Origin of the sequence: Mesorhizobium sp. B2-8-5 (genome assembly GCF_006440675.2) — a bacterium.
Lineage (GTDB): Bacteria > Pseudomonadota > Alphaproteobacteria > Rhizobiales > Rhizobiaceae > Mesorhizobium.
On the sequence record NZ_CP083951.1, the window covers coordinates 343,281 to 359,010 of the forward strand.

Genomic DNA, 15,730 nt, shown 5'->3' on the forward strand with positions numbered 1-15,730 from the left:
GGCGTTCAGCAGCGCCGCCTGACCACGATCCACTCCGACGATATAGCTCGTGAAATTGGTCGCACCGTTGCCGATGCGGCGATTCTAGCCAGTGGCTCCAGGCGATGAAATAGCCTCATGGCCTGCTTCCGGCTGTCTGTTCCGGCCACCGATCCGGCAAGTGGTCCTCTATTCCGGCATTCCAAGGCTTCTCAGCGCGTTTTCGTGTCGGTCGAGAATTTCAGCTCTAAAGGGCATCGAGTCGCGAACCGTCCGCAAGGTGAGCTCCGGATATTCGCGCTGACAACGCACCATTTGCTGCCGGGCTTCGTCGAGGCGTCCCGCTTCGACAAGGGCCGGCATCAGCGTACGCAGTATCCACAAGGCATTCGGATGCTCCGCCAGGATACGCAGATACAGGTCCGCCGCCTGACCGGGCCGCCTGGCGCTGAAATGCACGACAGCCAGGCCCAAGTGACAGGTATAAACCATGGGATCGAACGGCCCCAGTCGCAGCGACCGCTCGAAGCATTCCGCCGCCCGCTCGACCTCGTCTCTGTAGGCTGCAACCCACCCGCTCCTGTTCCAGGCAAAGGCCGAATTGGGATCGATCGAACACGCCTTTTCAAGCAGCGCGCCTGCGGTGACGAAATTGCCCGACACGGTGTGGGCAGCGCCGAGCACGGCCAGGGAAAATGGATCGTCACCGTTGAGTTCGGCAGATCGCTCCGCCAGCCCCAGCGCACGGCGCCGGTCGGCCTCTGGCGAGGTCGACCAACTGTAGATCTTGCGCTGCGCATGACACCAGGACAGCAGGGACAGAGCCAGCGGATAATCGGGATCGCCCAGCAAAGCCTTCTCAAGCGTCTCGATGGCAATCGCATTGTCCTGGCGGCCGAGCGCCCAGACATGCGGCAGACTGCGCATCACCAGATCGTAGGTTTGCAGGTCGCCCGGCCGCTTGCGGCGCGCACGCTCGATTTCCGCCATCTGGATTGACGGCAGAATCGCGCCTGCGACACCCGCCGTCACATTGTCCTGCAGCGCGAACGCATCCGCGATGTCACCTTTGAAACCTTCCGCCCAGATTAGACTGCCGGTCTCTGCCTCGACCAGCCGCGCCGAGATGCGGATCTGGTCGAGATGCCGGCGCACGCTTCCTTCCAGCACGTAGCGGACGCCGAGCTCGCGGCCGATGCGCGGCAGATCAAGCGCCTGGCCTCGGTAAGCAAAGGCCGAGTTGCGCGAGATGACGAACAGGCCGCGAATGCGCGCTAGCGCCGCCGTGATCTCCTCTACCGTGCCGTCGGCGAGGTAGGATTGCTCGGGGTCCGATGACAGATTCTCGAATGGAAGCACGACGAGCGACGGCTTGTCGGGGAGCTGAGGCGACGGACGCGCATCGACGGCTGGCGGTCCCTCCAGCACTTCGCCGGGGAACATGTAGCCGCGGCGCGGCATGGTGCGGATCAGCGTCTGCGCTTTGTCGCCTAGCGCGCGGCGGATGTCGCTGATGCATTGGGTGAGCGAATCTTCGGTGACGATCACGTCGCTCCACACCGCATGCAGAAGCTCGTCCTTCGGCACCAGCCGGCCGGCGTTGCGGATAAGAAAAATCAGCAGATCGAGCGATTTCGGTCGCAGCGCGATCTCGCCTGAACCGTCGCGCAACACTCCGGCGCGCGTGTCGAGGCTGAAGCCGGCGAAGCTGTAGATCGGCTGTGGCTCGACGTTCATCGCGACTGTCTGATCCTCAGAATTTTCAGAGCTTCGTCAGTACTCTTTCAGGCCGCTTTCCGGACAAGCATCTCGAAACGGCGCAATCTCGCACTCAACGATGAAGGTGGCAAGAAACCCAAGCCGCAACGCGTGGGCAAGATCGCTGCAACCGGTGCGCAGGCCAAGGCCGCGCCGAATGCCGGCGATCGCAACAGGAGGCAACCATGTCGAGCACGGAGACAAACGCCATGACAACGACCGATCATTCGATTGGTGCCGAAACCGGCTACCGGCGGCACGCTCTCGTCTCGCTTTTCCGGATGTACGAGGCGGTGAAATGGACGCTGTTGTGGCTGCCACGGTTCTGGAAGGCGCGCAGCCAGCTCGCATGTCTGGCCGCCATGAGCGAATGCGAGCGTCGCGATATCGGCCTTACCAGCTGCGATCTCGAGAACGCCTTTGCCTTGCCGGTCGACCGCGACCCGACAGAAATGCTGGCGCAGGTGGTGACAGACCGCCGCCTTCGCCGCGAACACTGATTGGAGAGCGGCCAGGTTTCGGCTGCGCCTTGAGCATTCGCCACGGAGTAGACCTGAGTGTCTGCGCGGTGGGCTGCTCGTGACGCATCGGCACCGAGGCCATCCGATCAACGAAAAACCACGGCCTGTCGCTGCCGGGCTTTTCTGTTTCGGTCAGTCGGCCACAGTCGCCTCAGTGATCAAACGCCTTGACGATTTCCTCGGTCATCTTCTTGGCGTCGCCCAATAGCATCATGGTGCCGTCCTTGTAGAACAGCGTGTTGTCGATGCCGGCATAGCCGGAGCCGAGCGAGCGCTTGACGAATAGGCAGGTGCGGGCCTTGTCGACGTCGAGGATCGGCATGCCGTAGATCGGCGAGGACTTATCGTCGCGCGCGGACGGGTTGGTGACGTCGTTGGCGCCGATGACATAGGCGACGTCCGCCTGCGCGAACTCCGAGTTGATGTCCTCCAGCTCGAACACCTCGTCGTAAGGCACGTTGGCCTCGGCCAAGAGCACGTTCATGTGGCCGGGCATACGGCCGGCCACCGGATGGATGGCGTATTTCACCTCGACGCCGGCGGCCTTGAGCTTGTCGGCCATCTCGCGCAGCGCGTGCTGCGCCTGGGCGACCGCCATGCCGTAGCCGGGCACGATGATGACCTTCTGCGCGTTCATCATCAGATAGGCGGCGTCATCGGCCGAGCCCTGCTTGACGGTGCGCTCGATGCCGTCGTCGGCAACCGCGGCCGTCTCGCCGCCGAAGCCGCCGAGGATGACCGAGATGAAGGAGCGGTTCATGCCCTTGCACATGATGTAGGACAGGATCGCGCCGGACGAGCCGACCAGCGCGCCGGTGATGATCAGCGCCAGATTGCCGAGGGTGAAACCAAGCGCGGCAGCCGCCCAGCCCGAGTAGGAATTCAGCATCGACACCACGACCGGCATGTCGGCGCCGCCGATCGGGATGATCAAGAGCACGCCGAGCACCAGCGAGGCGGCGACGATCAGCCAGAAGACGAGCTTCGATTCCGTGGTGACCAACAGCACGATCAGCACCACCAACGCGATGCCGAGCGCGATGTTGATGAGATGTCGGCCGCCGATCATGATCGGCTTGCCGGACATGCGGCCGTCGAGCTTGAGGAAGGCGATGACCGAGCCGGTGAAGGTGATGGCGCCGATGGCTACGCCCAGGCTCATTTCGACCAGCGCCTGCGCATGGATGTCGCCCGCCGTGCCGATGCCGAAGCTCTCCGGCGCGTACATGGCGGCAGCCGCCACCATCACGGCGGCGAAGCCGACGAGCGAGTGGAAGGCGGCGACCAGCTGCGGCATCGAGGTCATGGCGATGCGGCGCGCGGTGACCGCGCCGATGCCGCCACCGATGGCCAGCCCGAGCACGATCCAGCCGAAACGGCCGACCGAGGGAGCCAAAGGCAAAGCCAATGCCAGCGTGGTGGCGATAGCGATCGCCATACCGATCATGCCGAAGAGATTGCCTCGCCGGCTGGTGGTGGGATGCGACAGCCCGCGCAGCGCCAGGATGAACAGGATGCCGGAGACGAGATAGAGGAAGGAAGCCAGATTGACGGTCACGTCACTTTTCCTTCTTCTTGTACATGGCGAGCATGCGCTGGGTGACCAGGAAGCCGCCGAAGATGTTGACCGAGACCAGCACCAGGGCGACGAAACCGAAGCCGGCGGCGAGCCCGGAGGCCGAGATGCCGACGGCGAGCAGCGCGCCGACGACAATGACCGATGAAATGGCGTTGGTGACGGCCATCAGCGGTGTGTGCAGCGCCGGCGTCACCGACCAGACGACATAATAGCCGACGAAGATCGCCAGCACGAAGATGGCGAGTTGGAAGACGAAGGGATCGACGGCGCCACCAGACAGCGCGTGCGCCGCGTTACCGGCAGCCTCGCCTGCGGGCGCGTTGGCAAGATCCTGCACCGCAAGGCGAACGGCGGCAGTCGCCTGATCGAGTTGGTCGAGGGCTTTCTGCAAGGCGTCCATCACGCGGTCCCCTTAGGCTTGGCTGCGGACTTCTTCTTCGGCGCCGGTCTGGCGTCGGCGACCATGCTCGTCGCCGGAATGGCCGCCGGCTCGGTGCGCGGCTGCTCGACCGCCTTGGCGAAGTTCGGATGCACCACCTTGCCGGCGTCGGTCAGCATCGTGGCCTTGACCAGATCGTCGTCGCGCCTGATGGCAAGCTGCTTCGCCGCCTTGTCGACCATCGTCTCGAGGAAGGCGTATAGGTTCTTGGCGTAGAGCAGCGAGGCGGATGCGGCGACACGGCCCGGCACGTTGAGGTGGCCGACGATCTTGACGCCATTCCCAGTCATCACGACCTTGCCCGGCACCGCGCCCTCGACATTGCCGCCGCGCTCGACGGCGAGGTCGACGATCACCGAGCCCGGCTTCATCGAGGCAACCATGGCGGCCGAGACCAGCTTCGGCGCCGGACGGCCCGGTATCAGCGCGGTGGTGATAACGATGTCCTGCTTGGCGATGTGCTCGGCGGTGAGCGCCGCCTGCTTGGCCTGGTATTCCTTCGACATTTCCTTGGCGTAGCCGCCGGCCGTCTCGGCCGCCTTGAACTCCTCGTCCTCGACCGCCAGAAATTTTGCGCCGAGCGACTGCACCTGCTCCTTCACCGCCGGGCGCACGTCGGTGGCGGTGACGACAGAGCCGAGGCGGCGCGCGGTGGCGATGGCCTGCAGGCCGGCGACGCCGACCCCCATGATGAAGGTCTTTGCCGCCGGCACGGTGCCGGCCGCCGTCATCATCATCGGCAGCGCGCGGTCATATTCGGCGGCGGCATCGATCACCGCCTGGTAGCCGGCGAGGTTGGCCTGCGAGGACAGCACGTCCATCGATTGCGCACGGGTGATGCGCGGCATGAACTCCATGGAAAAGGCGGTGATGCCGGCCTTGGCCATCGCGGCCACCGCGGCATCGTTGCCGTAGGGATCCATGATGGCGATCACGGCGGCGCCCGACTTGTAGCCCTTGAGCTCCGCATCCGTCGGCCGGCGCACTTTCAGCACAACATCGGCCTTCTTGGCGTCGGCCGCCGTTCCGATCGCACCGCCGGCAGCAGTGAAGTCCTGGTCGGGGATGCGGGAGCCGAGGCCGGCGCCCTTCTCGACGATCACGTCGAAGCCGAGACCCGTCAGGCGCTTGACCGTCTCCGGCGAGGCCGCGACGCGCGGCTCGTTCGGGTCAACCTCACGAGGGATGAATACTATTTGTCCCACCGGATGATCCTTTCGGCTGGAACCTTGATTGCGCAAGGCGTCGGCCGGACGTCCGGCGACGTCGAGGGCAATGGGCTTGGGAAGTCTACCGCAGAATGAGAGTGCCGACGGCCATGATCAGGATGAACAGGACGGTCGCCGAGAAGAAGCCGCCGACGAAGAAGCCGAAGGCCATTGCGATAAGGATGGCGGCACAGAACAGCGAGCCGTATTTGGCAAGACCGAGGAAGCCCTTGTAGGTACGGTCGTGCTCGGCATAGTCCATTTGCGCGCCCAGCTCGACAGGACCGGTCGGCGTGTGATCAGCCATGGAAGTACCCCTTCGAAAATGCCTTTGAGGCACATAGCGAAAAGCCGAACCAAGAGCAATGGCGCTATTGCCGCATAGCCGGCGACAACAGCCTCAAACGAAAGTTGAAATTGAATGCCGCAGCCGTGTCCACGCGGCCGGCGCGGGATTTCAGCTGGCGAGGTGGGGAAAAAGGCCGAGCAGACCGACAACGATCAGGTAAAGCGCGACGATGTAGTTGAGGAGCCGCGGCATCACCAGGATCAGTACGCCGGCGATCAGCGAGATCAGCGGCGTCAGCGCGAGCGAGTGGATGGTCATGCGGGGATCCTTTCCTGTGACAGGCGCGATCGCCTGGCAGACCGGGCTGCGACCTTGATAACGGAGCAGCCGGCGAAAGGTTCATGGCCTGCGTTCAGGCAGCGGCGCGATAGTATTTCGCCGTCGGCAGAATGGAGAGGGGCGTCAGCCGGTTGATGGCCGGATTGCCGAACATCAGCCGCTGCTCCATCGGCGTCGAATTGTAGAACGGGAACCGCTCGAGCGTGCGGCGCATATTCTCGCCGGCAGGGATCTCGAACAGCGCGATCGGAGCAAGAACGCCCGGGAACTGCTTGGCTTCGCTCTTCTGCACGGCATTGAAGAACCGGGCATAGAAATGAGAATGCTCGACCTTGACCGGGGTCAGCACCGAGTCCTGGCCAAAATAATTGGAGGCCACCATGGCGATCCTGAGCGTCAGGAAAGGCAGAACGCCGGGCGCCGGCGCGGCATCGGGATCAGTTGCGAAGCGGGTGCCGTCGATGAAGGTTTCCCCCCGGGCGAGCCGCGGGAGCAACACTTCGGGATAGGCGTCCACCGAAGGTGAGTATGGCTGTTCACTGGAAATATAGTGAAAGCGCAATGTGCTGACCAATTCGCCGTAACAATAGACGCCGAAGCGGTAGGAGTTGGGAAGATTATCCCAGCGATCCTCGAACATCCCGCTGGCGATCGGACCGCACATGCCTGATTTGAGGTAGGACTGATATCGAAGCCGGTAGATCGCTTCCAGATCCTCGCCCCCGGTGATGAGGCGATATTCGACGTGCTCCAGGAGCTGCATCATCGTTCGGTTGAGCAGGGAATCAGCTTTTGAGCTGGCGCCAGCCGACGCACCCTTAGCCGCAGCTTCCATTATTGTCCGTCCTCGAATTCCGCCTGAGGACAAGCTATTCGAGTTGAAATGAGACACAAGCTGAAAATTCGAGATTGCTGATTTACCGTCTGTTAACCTTAATAGCTGCGATCGTTTTCATCGATCTTACACGCGAAAAAACAAATACCGCAGCCAGCGATTGTCTGATCCGGCCTGACGGCGGGTCATCAAGATCAATCCGTATCCAGAGCTTGAAAGCGTCAGTGCATCACAGAATTATACTACGCCGGAACGGCTATCGTTTCACGGAGCGCATATCCGCTCCAGACGGAAATCCGGATTCCATTTTTTCTGCGATTGCTCTCTATTTCAGCGCAGTTTCGGACGGGAAACCACTTCGCACTTTTCCTGGATTTTCTCTTGTTTGACGCAATTCCGGACGGAAAACCGCTTCGCACTTTTCCTGGATTTGCTCTTGTTTGACGCAATTCCGGACGGAAAACCGCTTCGCACTTTTCCTGGATTTGCTTCTAGCTGGCTGTTCTTTTGCCGGCGATGTGAAGGTCCGCGGCAAACGGCCATGTGACGCTCGACATCGTCTCGATGCCGGACGCGCTGAGCGCGGCGCCGAAGAGAAAGCCCTGCACGAAGTCCGGCTTGACCAAATGAACCAGCGTCTTCAGCTGTTCGAAGGTCTCAACCCCTTCGATGGTGACCGAAAGACCCAACGTCCGGGAGAGGCTGACGATGCCCTTCAGCAGATCGAGCGACTGCCGGTTCTGGTTCACATCGACCAGGAACGAGCGGTCGATCTTGATCTTGTCGAGCGGCAGCTTGTGGAGATAGCTCAGGCTGGAGTAGCCGGTGCCGAAGTCGTCAAGCGCGATGCGCACGCCGAGCGCCTTCAGTTCCTCGATCGACTCGCGCGTCAGCGACTTGTCGTCGAGCAGCGCGGTCTCGGTGACCTCGATTTCGAGCCGGTGCGCCGCCAGTCCCGACTTGGCCAAGGCGTCCCTGACCTTCTGGACGATGTCGCGACTGCGGAAATCCTTGGCCGACAGGTTGACCGACACGCTGGTCTGGGCCGGCCATTTGGCGCATTCGGCGCACGCGGCCTCCAGCACGAAAGTGCTGATGTCGGAAACGATGCCCATCTCCTCGGCGAGCGGGATGAAGACGCTGGGCGAGATCGGGCCGAGGTCGGGATGGTCCCAGCGGCAGAGCGCCTCGCAACTGGCGATGCGCATGGTGCTGACAGCCACGATCGGCTGGTAGACGACGCGCAATTCCCTGGCCTGCACGGCATTGCGCAGGTCGGCCTTCATCAACTGGCGATTGCGGAAGGCGGCATCCATGGCCGCCTCGAACAGCCGCCAGCTGTTCTTGCCGAGTTCCTTGGCCTTGTAGAGGGCAAGGTCCGCCTTGACGATCATGGCGTCCGCGTCGGTGTCCTTGACCCTGGAAAGCACCGCGCCGCCGCTGGTCTGGATGCGCAACCCGTGGCCGGCAACGTCCACCTCGCCCTGCAGGTCCGCGAAAATCTGGTCAAGCAGGGTGCTGAGATGGCTCTCGTCCTCGACACGGTCGAAGAAGATCATGAACTCGTCGCCGCCGAAGCGGCTGACGGTGATGCCCGGTCCGGCAATCGCCGCGAGGCGCTCGGCCACGGCATAGATCAGCCCGTCGCCGACCGGATGGCCGAGCGTGTCGTTGACGCTCTTGAAGTCGTCGAGATCGAGCACCGCGAGGCCGCACAGCCGGTCCTGGTCGCCAGAGGCCATCGCCTCGCCGACCAGTTCGTGGAAATAGGCGCGGTTCGGCAGCCCGGTCAAATTGTCGTAGCGCGCCATGAAGCGGATCTTTTCCTCCGCCTCGACGCGGGCCGTCACATCCTCGAAGGTGATGACGCCCAGTTCCTGGCTGCCTTCGCGGGCGGAGAATTCGTAGTGCTGGCCATTGGCCAGCGAAACGAGCACCTTGCGGTCGCGGCCTTCGCGCAAGGCGCGTGTCAGCTGCGCCTCGATGTAGCGGCAGTCTTTCGGCGCCAGCATGCCACCGGCGACGCCGCGCATCAAAAGACCGTGGATCGAGCGCCCGAGCAAGGCATCGCCCGATTTCAGCGACATCAGGCGGGCGGCTTCGGCATTGGCCACCGCGACGCGCCCGTCTGGCCCCAGCATGACCAAGCCGTGCGACATGGTGTTGAGCGCGCGATCGAACCGGCGCGTCAGATTCCTGGCCTGCTTGTGTCCGATGACGGCGGAGAAGAGCACGTTGCGGACATGGTCGGCGCTGTTGATGGTGATGAAGGTCAGCGGGATGATCATCAGGCCGAGCAGGACCGATGGGAAATCCATGCGCAGCAGAAGTCCGAGCGCGGCCGGACCGATGAAGGTCACGGAGAAAATCCGCACCATCTGCGGGGAGCCGTAGTTGCGGCCGACAACCGTGACCAGGGTCGCGATCGTCAGCGACGTCGCGGCCAGCTCGGCGAAGGGATCGGGGTAAACGTAGATCGATATGAAGCACAGCGAACCCAGGCCCAGGCCCTGCAGGCTGCCCTTGAGGATATAGATGCGCTCCCACCGCCTGGCCTCTTCGACATTGGCTATGGTGCCGCCCGCCTTCAGGAAGGTGCGAATGCCGAAGTAACGGAAAAGGCTGATGGAGAGCAGGCCGAAAGAAAAGGCCAGAAACAGCGGATTGTGCGTCCGCCAATAGATCATGAATCCGAGGATCCAGTAGCAAACGCCACCGATCACCAGCATGTGCGCGTTGTCGAACAACGACCGCACAAACTGGATATAAACATCCGCCGGGATGTTCTCGGTCTTTGTTCTACCCATGCCGTTGGCCCAACACTACGCCTTGTCATGCCACACCTGCCTTAAGAAAGGCTTAGAACGGCGCTCCACCCCGGTTGCAGAGGATTGCGGCAGACGGGACAGATCGGAAAATTCAGGGGGTTTGGCGCGGCGTCAACGCGCCGGCGCGATCATTCCGCTGCCCGAAGCGCCGGCTCCGCCGGAGCCTGAGCCAGACGCTCGATCAGTCGCGAGCGCTCGCCCGCCGCCTTGTCGGCGCTGGCCTGCCGGACGTGGCCGTAGCCGCGGATGAGCGCCGGCACGGAGGCCAGAGCCGTCGCGGCTTCCACCCTGCCCGGCGCCAGCGCGCCGGCGATCAGGTCAAGATCGGCCTCGTACTGCCTCAGCGACTGCCGCTCGATGCGCCGCTCGGCCGTGTAGCCGAAAAGGTCGAAGGCGGTTCCGCGCAGGCCCTTCATCGCCGCCAGCAGCCGGAAGCCCTTCATCATCCATGGGCCGAAGCTCGATTTCCGGGGCTTGCCGTCATTGCCGCGCCGCCCGACGATCGGCGGCGCGAGATGGAACTCGAGCTTGTCGTAGCTCTGGAACTGCTTGGCGAGGTCGGCGGCGAAAGTGCCGTCGGTGTAGAGTCGCGCCACCTCATACTCGTCCTTGATCGCCATCAGCTTGAAGAGGTTCCTGGCGACGGCCTCGGTCACCACGGACGAGCCGGGCACGGCCTTGCCTTCGGCGGCGCGCAACGTCGCCACGCGGTCGGCGTAGCGCCTGGCATAGACGGCGTTCTGATAGGCGGTAAGGAAGGCGACGCGGCGGGCGATCACATCGTCCAGCGTCTCGGCCGGTCGGGACGCCGGCTTGCCCGTCTGGCTGACCAGGCCACGCACGAAATCGGGCTGGTGCGCGGCGCGGCGGCCCCAGCGGAAGGCGGCGATATTCATCGCCACCGCTTCGCCGTTCAATTCTATCGCCTTTTCAACCGCTTCCGCCGAAAGCGGCAGGCCGCCATGCTGGAAGGCGAAGCCGAGCATGAACATGTTGGCGCCGAGCGAATTGCCGAACAGCGCGGTCGCGGTGCGGGTTGCGTCGAAGAAATGCGCCTTGTCGTCGCCGGCAGCCGCCCGAATCGCCTTCTTCAGCCGCTCGACCGGCAGCGAGAAGTCGGCGGAACGGGTGAATTCGCCAGGCATGATCTCGGCAGTATTGGCGAGGAAGATGGTGTGGCCCTCGCGCACCGCGCCCAGCACCTTCTTGGCGCCGGAGACGACGAGGTCGCAGCCGAGCACGAGGTCGGCCTTGCCGGCTGAAACGCGAATGGCGTGGATGTCCTCGGGCGTCGGGGCGATGCGGACATGGGTGAAGACCGAGCCGCCCTTCTGGGCGAGGCCCGCCATGTCGATCATGCCGCAGCCCTTGCCTTCCAGATGCGCGGCCATGCCAAGCACCGCGCCGACGGTGACGACGCCGGTGCCGCCCACCCCGTCGATGATCGCCGCCCAGCCCTGGTTGCCCATGCGGAACTCGGCCGGCGCCGGCACGCCGTCGAGCGGATCGGCCCTGCCGGCGATGCCTTCGGCCTTCCTGATCTTGCCGCCGTGCACGGTGACGAAGGACGGGCAGAAGCCGTTGAGGCAGGAAAAATCCTTGTTGCAGCTCGACTGGTCGATCCGGCGCTTGCGGCCGAATTCGGTTTCGACCGGCTGGATGGAGACGCAGTTCGACTGCACGCCGCAATCGCCGCAGCCTTCGCAGACCAGTTCGTTGATGAAGACGCGCTTGTCGGGATCGGGAAAGGTGCCGCGCTTGCGGCGCCGGCGCTTTTCGGCGGCACAGGTCTGGTCGTAGATGAGCACCGAAACGCCCTGCACGTCGCGCAATTCGCGCTGGACGAGATCGAGGTCGTCACGATGATGGATGCTGATGCCGGCCGGGAAATCGGCCTTGCCGGCATATTTGTCCGGCTCGTCGGTGACGACGGCGATGCGGTCGACGCCCTCGGCTCGCACTTGTCTCGCTATCATGTCGACGGTCAGGCCACCCTCATGCGGTTGGCCGCCGGTCATCGCCACCGCATCGTTGTAGAGGATCTTGTAGGTGATGTTGGCGCCGGAGGACAGCGCGAAGCGGATCGCCAGCACGCCGGAATGGTTGTAGGTGCCGTCGCCGAGGTTCTGGAAGATGTGGCCGCGCTTCGAGAACGGCGCCTGGCCGACCCATTGCGCGCCCTCGCCGCCCATGGCGGTGAAGCCGACGGTGTTCCTGTCCATCCACAGCGCCATGAAATGGCAGCCGATGCCGGCGGCGGCGATCGAGCCGTCCGGCACCTTGGTCGAGGAATTGTGCGGACAGCCCGAGCAGAAGAAGGGCGTGCGCGAACCGATATCGACGGTGTCGGCGAGCATCGCCTGGAACTGGCGCAGCTTCGCCACCCGCGCGGCGATCTCCTCCGACGGGCCGATGGTGCGCAGGATGCGCTCGCCGAGCGCGATGGCGATCTCGTTGGGGTCGAGCGCGCCCTTGGCCGGAAACAGCCAATCGCCGCGCTCGTCCTTCTTGCCGACGATCACCGGCTGGATGGCGGTGCCGTAGAGGTTCTCGCGCAGCTGCACCTCGATCAGCGAGCGCTTTTCCTCAACGACGACGATGGTGTCGAGGCCGCGGGCGAACTCGGCGATATGCTGGAAATCGAGCGGCCACGGGCAGCCGACCTTGAACAGGCGGATGCCGATGCGGTTGGCGGCCTGTTCGTCGATGCCGATATCCTCCAGCGCCTGGCGGACATCGAGATAGCTCTTGCCGATGGTGATGACGCCGAGCTTGGGATTGCGGCCGCCGGAATAGACGACGCGGTTGAGACCATTGGCCTGGATGAAGGCCGAAGCGGCGGCGCGCTTATACTCATGCAGCCGCTCTTCCTGGCCGAGCATGTCGATCTCGTGGCGGATGTTCAGCCCGCCCGGCGGCATGTCGAATTCGGGAATGACGATGCCCAGACGCTCGATCGAGGCGTCGACCGAGGCCGTCGATTCGATGTTGTCCTTGACGCATTTGATCGCCGCCCAGGTGCCGGCAAAGCGCGACATGGCAAAGCCGTAGAGGCCGTAGTCGATGATCTCCTGGACGCCGGCCGGATTGAGGATCGGCACCATGGTGTCGACGAACAGGAATTCGGTGGCGTGCGCGTTGGTCGAGGATTCGGCCATATGGTCGTCGCCCATCAGGGCGAGCACGCCGCCATGCTTCGACGAGCCGGCTAGATTGGCGTGGCGGAAGACGTCGCCGGAACGGTCGACGCCCGGCCCCTTGCCGTACCAGACCGAAAAGACGCCGTCATGCGTGCCCTCGCCCAGCAATTCGGTCTGCTGCGAGCCCCAGCAGGCGGTTGCCGCGAGCTCCTCGTTGAGGCCGGGCTGGAAGACGATGTCGGCTTGCGCGAGCTGTTTCTTGGCCCGCCACAGCTGCATGTCGAGGCCGCCAAGCGGCGAGCCGCGGTAGCCGGAGACGAAGCCTGCCGTGTTGAGGCCGGCGCGGCGGTCGCGCTCGCGCTGCATCAGAAGCATGCGCACGACCGCCTGCGCGCCGGACAGGAAGACGCTCTCCTTGCCAAGGTCGAACTTGTCGTCGAGCGCGACGTCGTGCAGCGTCATCAGGTATTTCCTCTGCGGAGGCGCCTCAAATCAGGCAGCCAACGTCGGAGTGGGACGCCGCAGTCTTTCTTCCCTTGCGGGAGAGGTCAAACAAAATCGCAGGAGCCAGATAACACGCAACAAACGGTCTGGCGAGTGGCCGGCGGCGCATACAAGATCATGCTAACCGCTTCCTGAGGAATAAAAATTTCGCGCGGGCGCCGGCGTTTCAGGTCGCTTTCGAGCAATCCGGCTTCGGTTCGCCCGGCAGCCTGCCGTCGGGATGGCCGGCCAGATCGGAATTCAGCTCGTAGTTCGGCCCGATCACCAGCGGCCGGTCCGGCAGCATGGTCTGGTCTTCCGACGAGGTCATGGTGGTGTCGATGCTCTGCAGCAACGTGCCGCTCGCATCCTCGATGCGGATCGAGACGCTGTAGGGCTTGTCCTTGACCACGCATGAGAGCGGCGGACTGGTGAGCGTGATGTGGGGCAGCTTCGGCCAGATCTTCTGGTTGACGATGAGCGGGTCGCCGCCAGCCGGGTTCTGGAAGCTCACCACCGCGACCTGGCCGTCGACCATCGGGCGCAGCGGCTTCAGCGTGATGACATAGGTGGCGATGGCCAGCCGGTAATTGAACTCGAACAGCTTGCCGGAAATGGCAAAGAGCTGGTCGTTGCCGGTGTCGCGGCAGGCGCCGAGCGCGAATGCCGCCATCAAGGCGGCGCCGACCAGAGCCGAACGCGACAGTTTCCTAAGCATTGCTGACCTCCCTCGCCGCTGTACGGCGGCGGTAATAACGGTTTGCCTTCTGGCGGTTGCCGCAAACGGCCATGTCGCACCAGAGGCGGCTGGCGTTGCGGCTGCGGTCGACGAACAGCCAGCTGCAATTGGGACAGATCCTCAGCCTCGCCACCGTTTCGTCGCGCAGCAGCGACAGGGCCGAAACGGCCAAAGCCGCCTCGAAGGCGATCGGTGTTTGCGGATCGCCGAAAGGCTGGCCAGGCGTTCCGATCTCGGTCTCGCTGCCGGACAGGCCGCTTGCACAGGCCGTGAGGAAATCAGGCAGGTGGCTGGTCGCGAGCGCGCCGTTCGACACGGCGTGGCGAAACAGGCGATCAGTCGTTTCGCGAATCGAGATGACGGCTTGCTTTATCTCGCCCGGCTCCGGCGCCCGCAGCCGCCTGCCGCCGAGTTCGGCGGCGCGAAAGCCGCTCGCCGCCTCGGCGAAACGGGCGATCTCGGCCGGGTCGTCGAAACGGTCGAAGGTTTTTTCCGGATCGTTGCGCAATACGACGGTGTTCGCCGTATCGAGCGCAAGGATGCCACCGGTGAAACGGTGCGGGGTCCAGGAGACTGTCATGCGCGGGAATCTAACCGATAAAACGCATTTGACAAGTTAGATTCCGAATGCAACGGTCCATGCAGGGTCGCGTCATGCGACCCCTGGGATGCCGCATGCTCTATTTCTTCCAGCAGGTGCTGAACGGGCTGCATTCGGGCGCGCTCTATGCGCTGCTCGCTTTCGGCTATGTGCTGACCAACGGCATCCTGCATCGGACCAACCTCGCCTATGGCGCGCTGTTCGCCTTTTGCGGCCAGACGATGATCCTGGCCGCCGCTTTCGGCTACCAGGCGCTGTGGCTGACGCTGGCCGCCGCGGTAGCGCTCGGGGTGATCGCGGCTGTACTCTATGCGGCGCTGATCAGCCACGTGTTGTCGCGCAGCGTTTTCGAGAGGCTCGCCGACCGCTCGCCCAACGCCATCGTGGTGACGACGCTCGGCATCCTGCTCTTCCTGTCGGAGGCGAGCCGCATCGCCGCCGACACGCACGATCTCTGGCTGCCGCCGATGCTCGCCAACCCCGTGATCTTCGCTGAGGGCGACGGCTTCAAGGTCACGCTCACCGTCATCCAGCTGCTCGATTGCGCGGGCGTGATCGCGGTCGTAGCGCTGGCGGCTTGGCTGTTTTGGCATTCGCGCTTCGGCCGCGCCTGGCGCGCCGTCTCCGACGATCCGAAAGCGGCGGCGATGTGCGGTGTCGATGTGCGCGCTGTGTTCCGCCTTGCCGTGCTGTTCGGCGGCTTATGCGCCGCCCTGGCCGGCGTGCTTGCCGGCCTCTATTACGGCAATGTCTCCTTCGGCACCGGGCTGATCTACGGCCTCAAAATCCTGTTCGTGACGGCGGTCGGAGGCTATCTGTCGCCGCTCAAGGCGGCGCTTGGCGCCGCGGCTTTCGGCATGGCGGAATCGCTTTGGGCCGGCTATTTCCCGCTCGAATGGCGCGACGCCTGGATCTATCTCTTCCTCGTCGCCATGCTGGTGCTGATCGGCGCCGGGCGCGACCAGGCCAAGATCGCCTGAACCATCAGACTT

The 15,730-nt window shown here is 63.9% G+C and carries 13 protein-coding genes; 2 read left to right on the forward strand and 11 right to left on the reverse strand.

All coding sequences use genetic code 11. The annotated features are described in order from the left end of the window. Nucleotides 1–168: 168 nt before the first annotated feature. Nucleotides 169–1,716 carry a winged helix-turn-helix domain-containing tetratricopeptide repeat protein gene (locus tag FJ430_RS01625; RefSeq protein ID WP_140644725.1) on the reverse strand — a complete coding sequence of 516 codons (1,548 nt, stop codon included), beginning with the start codon at nt 1,714–1,716 and terminating at the stop codon, nt 169–171. 230 nt (nt 1,717–1,946) lie between these two features. On the opposite strand from FJ430_RS01625, the gene FJ430_RS01630 reads away from it, so the two are divergent. Then, the gene (locus FJ430_RS01630) at nt 1,947–2,237 is read left to right on the forward strand and encodes a hypothetical protein (protein ID WP_140644724.1); all 291 of its coding nucleotides are present in this window, start codon (nt 1,947–1,949) and stop codon (nt 2,235–2,237) included. A gap of 172 nt (nt 2,238–2,409) precedes the next feature. Here FJ430_RS01630 and FJ430_RS01635 read toward each other — a convergent pair whose 3' ends face one another. The 10 genes from FJ430_RS01635 to FJ430_RS01680 all read right to left on the reverse strand — a co-directional run bounded on the left by FJ430_RS01635 (nt 2,410) and on the right by FJ430_RS01680 (nt 14,717). Next, the gene (locus FJ430_RS01635) at nt 2,410–3,816 is read right to left on the reverse strand and encodes an NAD(P)(+) transhydrogenase (Re/Si-specific) subunit beta (RefSeq protein ID WP_140644723.1); all 1,407 of its coding nucleotides are present in this window, start codon (nt 3,814–3,816) and stop codon (nt 2,410–2,412) included. 1 nt (nt 3,817) lies between these two features. Next, nucleotides 3,818–4,237, reverse strand: coding sequence for an NAD(P) transhydrogenase subunit alpha (locus tag FJ430_RS01640; protein ID WP_140644722.1), 420 nt, complete (start codon nt 4,235–4,237; stop codon nt 3,818–3,820). After that, complete coding sequence (locus FJ430_RS01645) at nt 4,237–5,481, reverse strand: Re/Si-specific NAD(P)(+) transhydrogenase subunit alpha (protein WP_140702290.1); 1,245 nt, start codon at nt 5,479–5,481, stop codon at nt 4,237–4,239. The genes FJ430_RS01640 and FJ430_RS01645 overlap by 1 nt, the downstream gene beginning before the upstream one ends. A gap of 85 nt (nt 5,482–5,566) precedes the next feature. Further along, complete coding sequence (locus FJ430_RS01650) at nt 5,567–5,791, reverse strand: aa3-type cytochrome c oxidase subunit IV (protein ID WP_140650631.1); 225 nt, start codon at nt 5,789–5,791, stop codon at nt 5,567–5,569. A gap of 150 nt (nt 5,792–5,941) precedes the next feature. Further along, a complete protein-coding gene (locus tag FJ430_RS01655) occupies nt 5,942–6,091 on the reverse strand; it encodes a DUF3096 domain-containing protein (RefSeq protein WP_127866594.1) in 150 nt (49 codons plus the stop codon). 94 nt (nt 6,092–6,185) lie between these two features. Further along, on the reverse strand, nt 6,186–6,878 hold the full coding sequence (locus FJ430_RS01660; RefSeq protein WP_226892035.1) for an N-acyl amino acid synthase FeeM domain-containing protein: 693 nt from the start codon (nt 6,876–6,878) through the stop codon (nt 6,186–6,188). Nucleotides 6,879–7,438: 560 nt separating this feature from the next. After that, nucleotides 7,439–9,754: a putative bifunctional diguanylate cyclase/phosphodiesterase gene (locus FJ430_RS01665; protein WP_140650634.1), complete on the reverse strand. Its 2,316-nt coding sequence runs from the start codon at nt 9,752–9,754 to the stop codon at nt 7,439–7,441. Between the two features lie 149 nt (nt 9,755–9,903). Further along, entirely contained in the window at nt 9,904–13,377 is a 3,474-nt protein-coding gene (locus FJ430_RS01670) for an indolepyruvate ferredoxin oxidoreductase family protein (protein ID WP_140702288.1), read from the reverse strand. 208 nt (nt 13,378–13,585) lie between these two features. Continuing rightward, on the reverse strand, nt 13,586–14,116 hold the full coding sequence (locus FJ430_RS01675) for a hypothetical protein (protein WP_140702286.1): 531 nt from the start codon (nt 14,114–14,116) through the stop codon (nt 13,586–13,588). Beyond that, nucleotides 14,109–14,717: a CGNR zinc finger domain-containing protein gene (locus FJ430_RS01680; RefSeq protein ID WP_140644715.1), complete on the reverse strand. Its 609-nt coding sequence runs from the start codon at nt 14,715–14,717 to the stop codon at nt 14,109–14,111. Before FJ430_RS01680 ends, FJ430_RS01675 begins: the two co-directional genes overlap by 8 nt. A gap of 95 nt (nt 14,718–14,812) precedes the next feature. On the opposite strand from FJ430_RS01680, the gene FJ430_RS01685 reads away from it, so the two are divergent. Then, nucleotides 14,813–15,718, forward strand: a complete 906-nt coding sequence (locus tag FJ430_RS01685; protein WP_140702284.1) for a branched-chain amino acid ABC transporter permease — start codon at nt 14,813–14,815, stop codon at nt 15,716–15,718. Nucleotides 15,719–15,730 lie beyond the last annotated feature (12 nt).

What these genes read in the sequence shown, in the direction of transcription:
- FJ430_RS01625 (WP_140644725.1), bottom strand. Translation starts at nt 1,716, where the DNA reads ATGAACGTCGAGCCACAGCCGATCTACAGCTTCGCCGGCTTCAGCCTC.
- FJ430_RS01630 (WP_140644724.1), top strand. Translation starts at nt 1,947, where the DNA reads ATGACAACGACCGATCATTCGATTGGTGCCGAAACCGGCTACCGGCGG.
- FJ430_RS01640 (WP_140644722.1), bottom strand. Translation starts at nt 4,237, where the DNA reads ATGGACGCCTTGCAGAAAGCCCTCGACCAACTCGATCAGGCGACTGCC.
- FJ430_RS01650 (WP_140650631.1), bottom strand. Translation starts at nt 5,791, where the DNA reads ATGGCTGATCACACGCCGACCGGTCCTGTCGAGCTGGGCGCGCAAATG.
- FJ430_RS01655 (WP_127866594.1), bottom strand. Translation starts at nt 6,091, where the DNA reads ATGACCATCCACTCGCTCGCGCTGACGCCGCTGATCTCGCTGATCGCC.
- FJ430_RS01660 (WP_226892035.1), bottom strand. Translation starts at nt 6,878, where the DNA reads ATGATGCAGCTCCTGGAGCACGTCGAATATCGCCTCATCACCGGGGGC.
- FJ430_RS01665 (WP_140650634.1), bottom strand. Translation starts at nt 9,754, where the DNA reads ATGGGTAGAACAAAGACCGAGAACATCCCGGCGGATGTTTATATCCAG.
- FJ430_RS01670 (WP_140702288.1), bottom strand. Translation starts at nt 13,377, where the DNA reads ATGACGCTGCACGACGTCGCGCTCGACGACAAGTTCGACCTTGGCAAG.
- FJ430_RS01675 (WP_140702286.1), bottom strand. Translation starts at nt 14,116, where the DNA reads ATGCTTAGGAAACTGTCGCGTTCGGCTCTGGTCGGCGCCGCCTTGATG.
- FJ430_RS01680 (WP_140644715.1), bottom strand. Translation starts at nt 14,717, where the DNA reads ATGACAGTCTCCTGGACCCCGCACCGTTTCACCGGTGGCATCCTTGCG.
- FJ430_RS01685 (WP_140702284.1), top strand. Translation starts at nt 14,813, where the DNA reads ATGCTCTATTTCTTCCAGCAGGTGCTGAACGGGCTGCATTCGGGCGCG.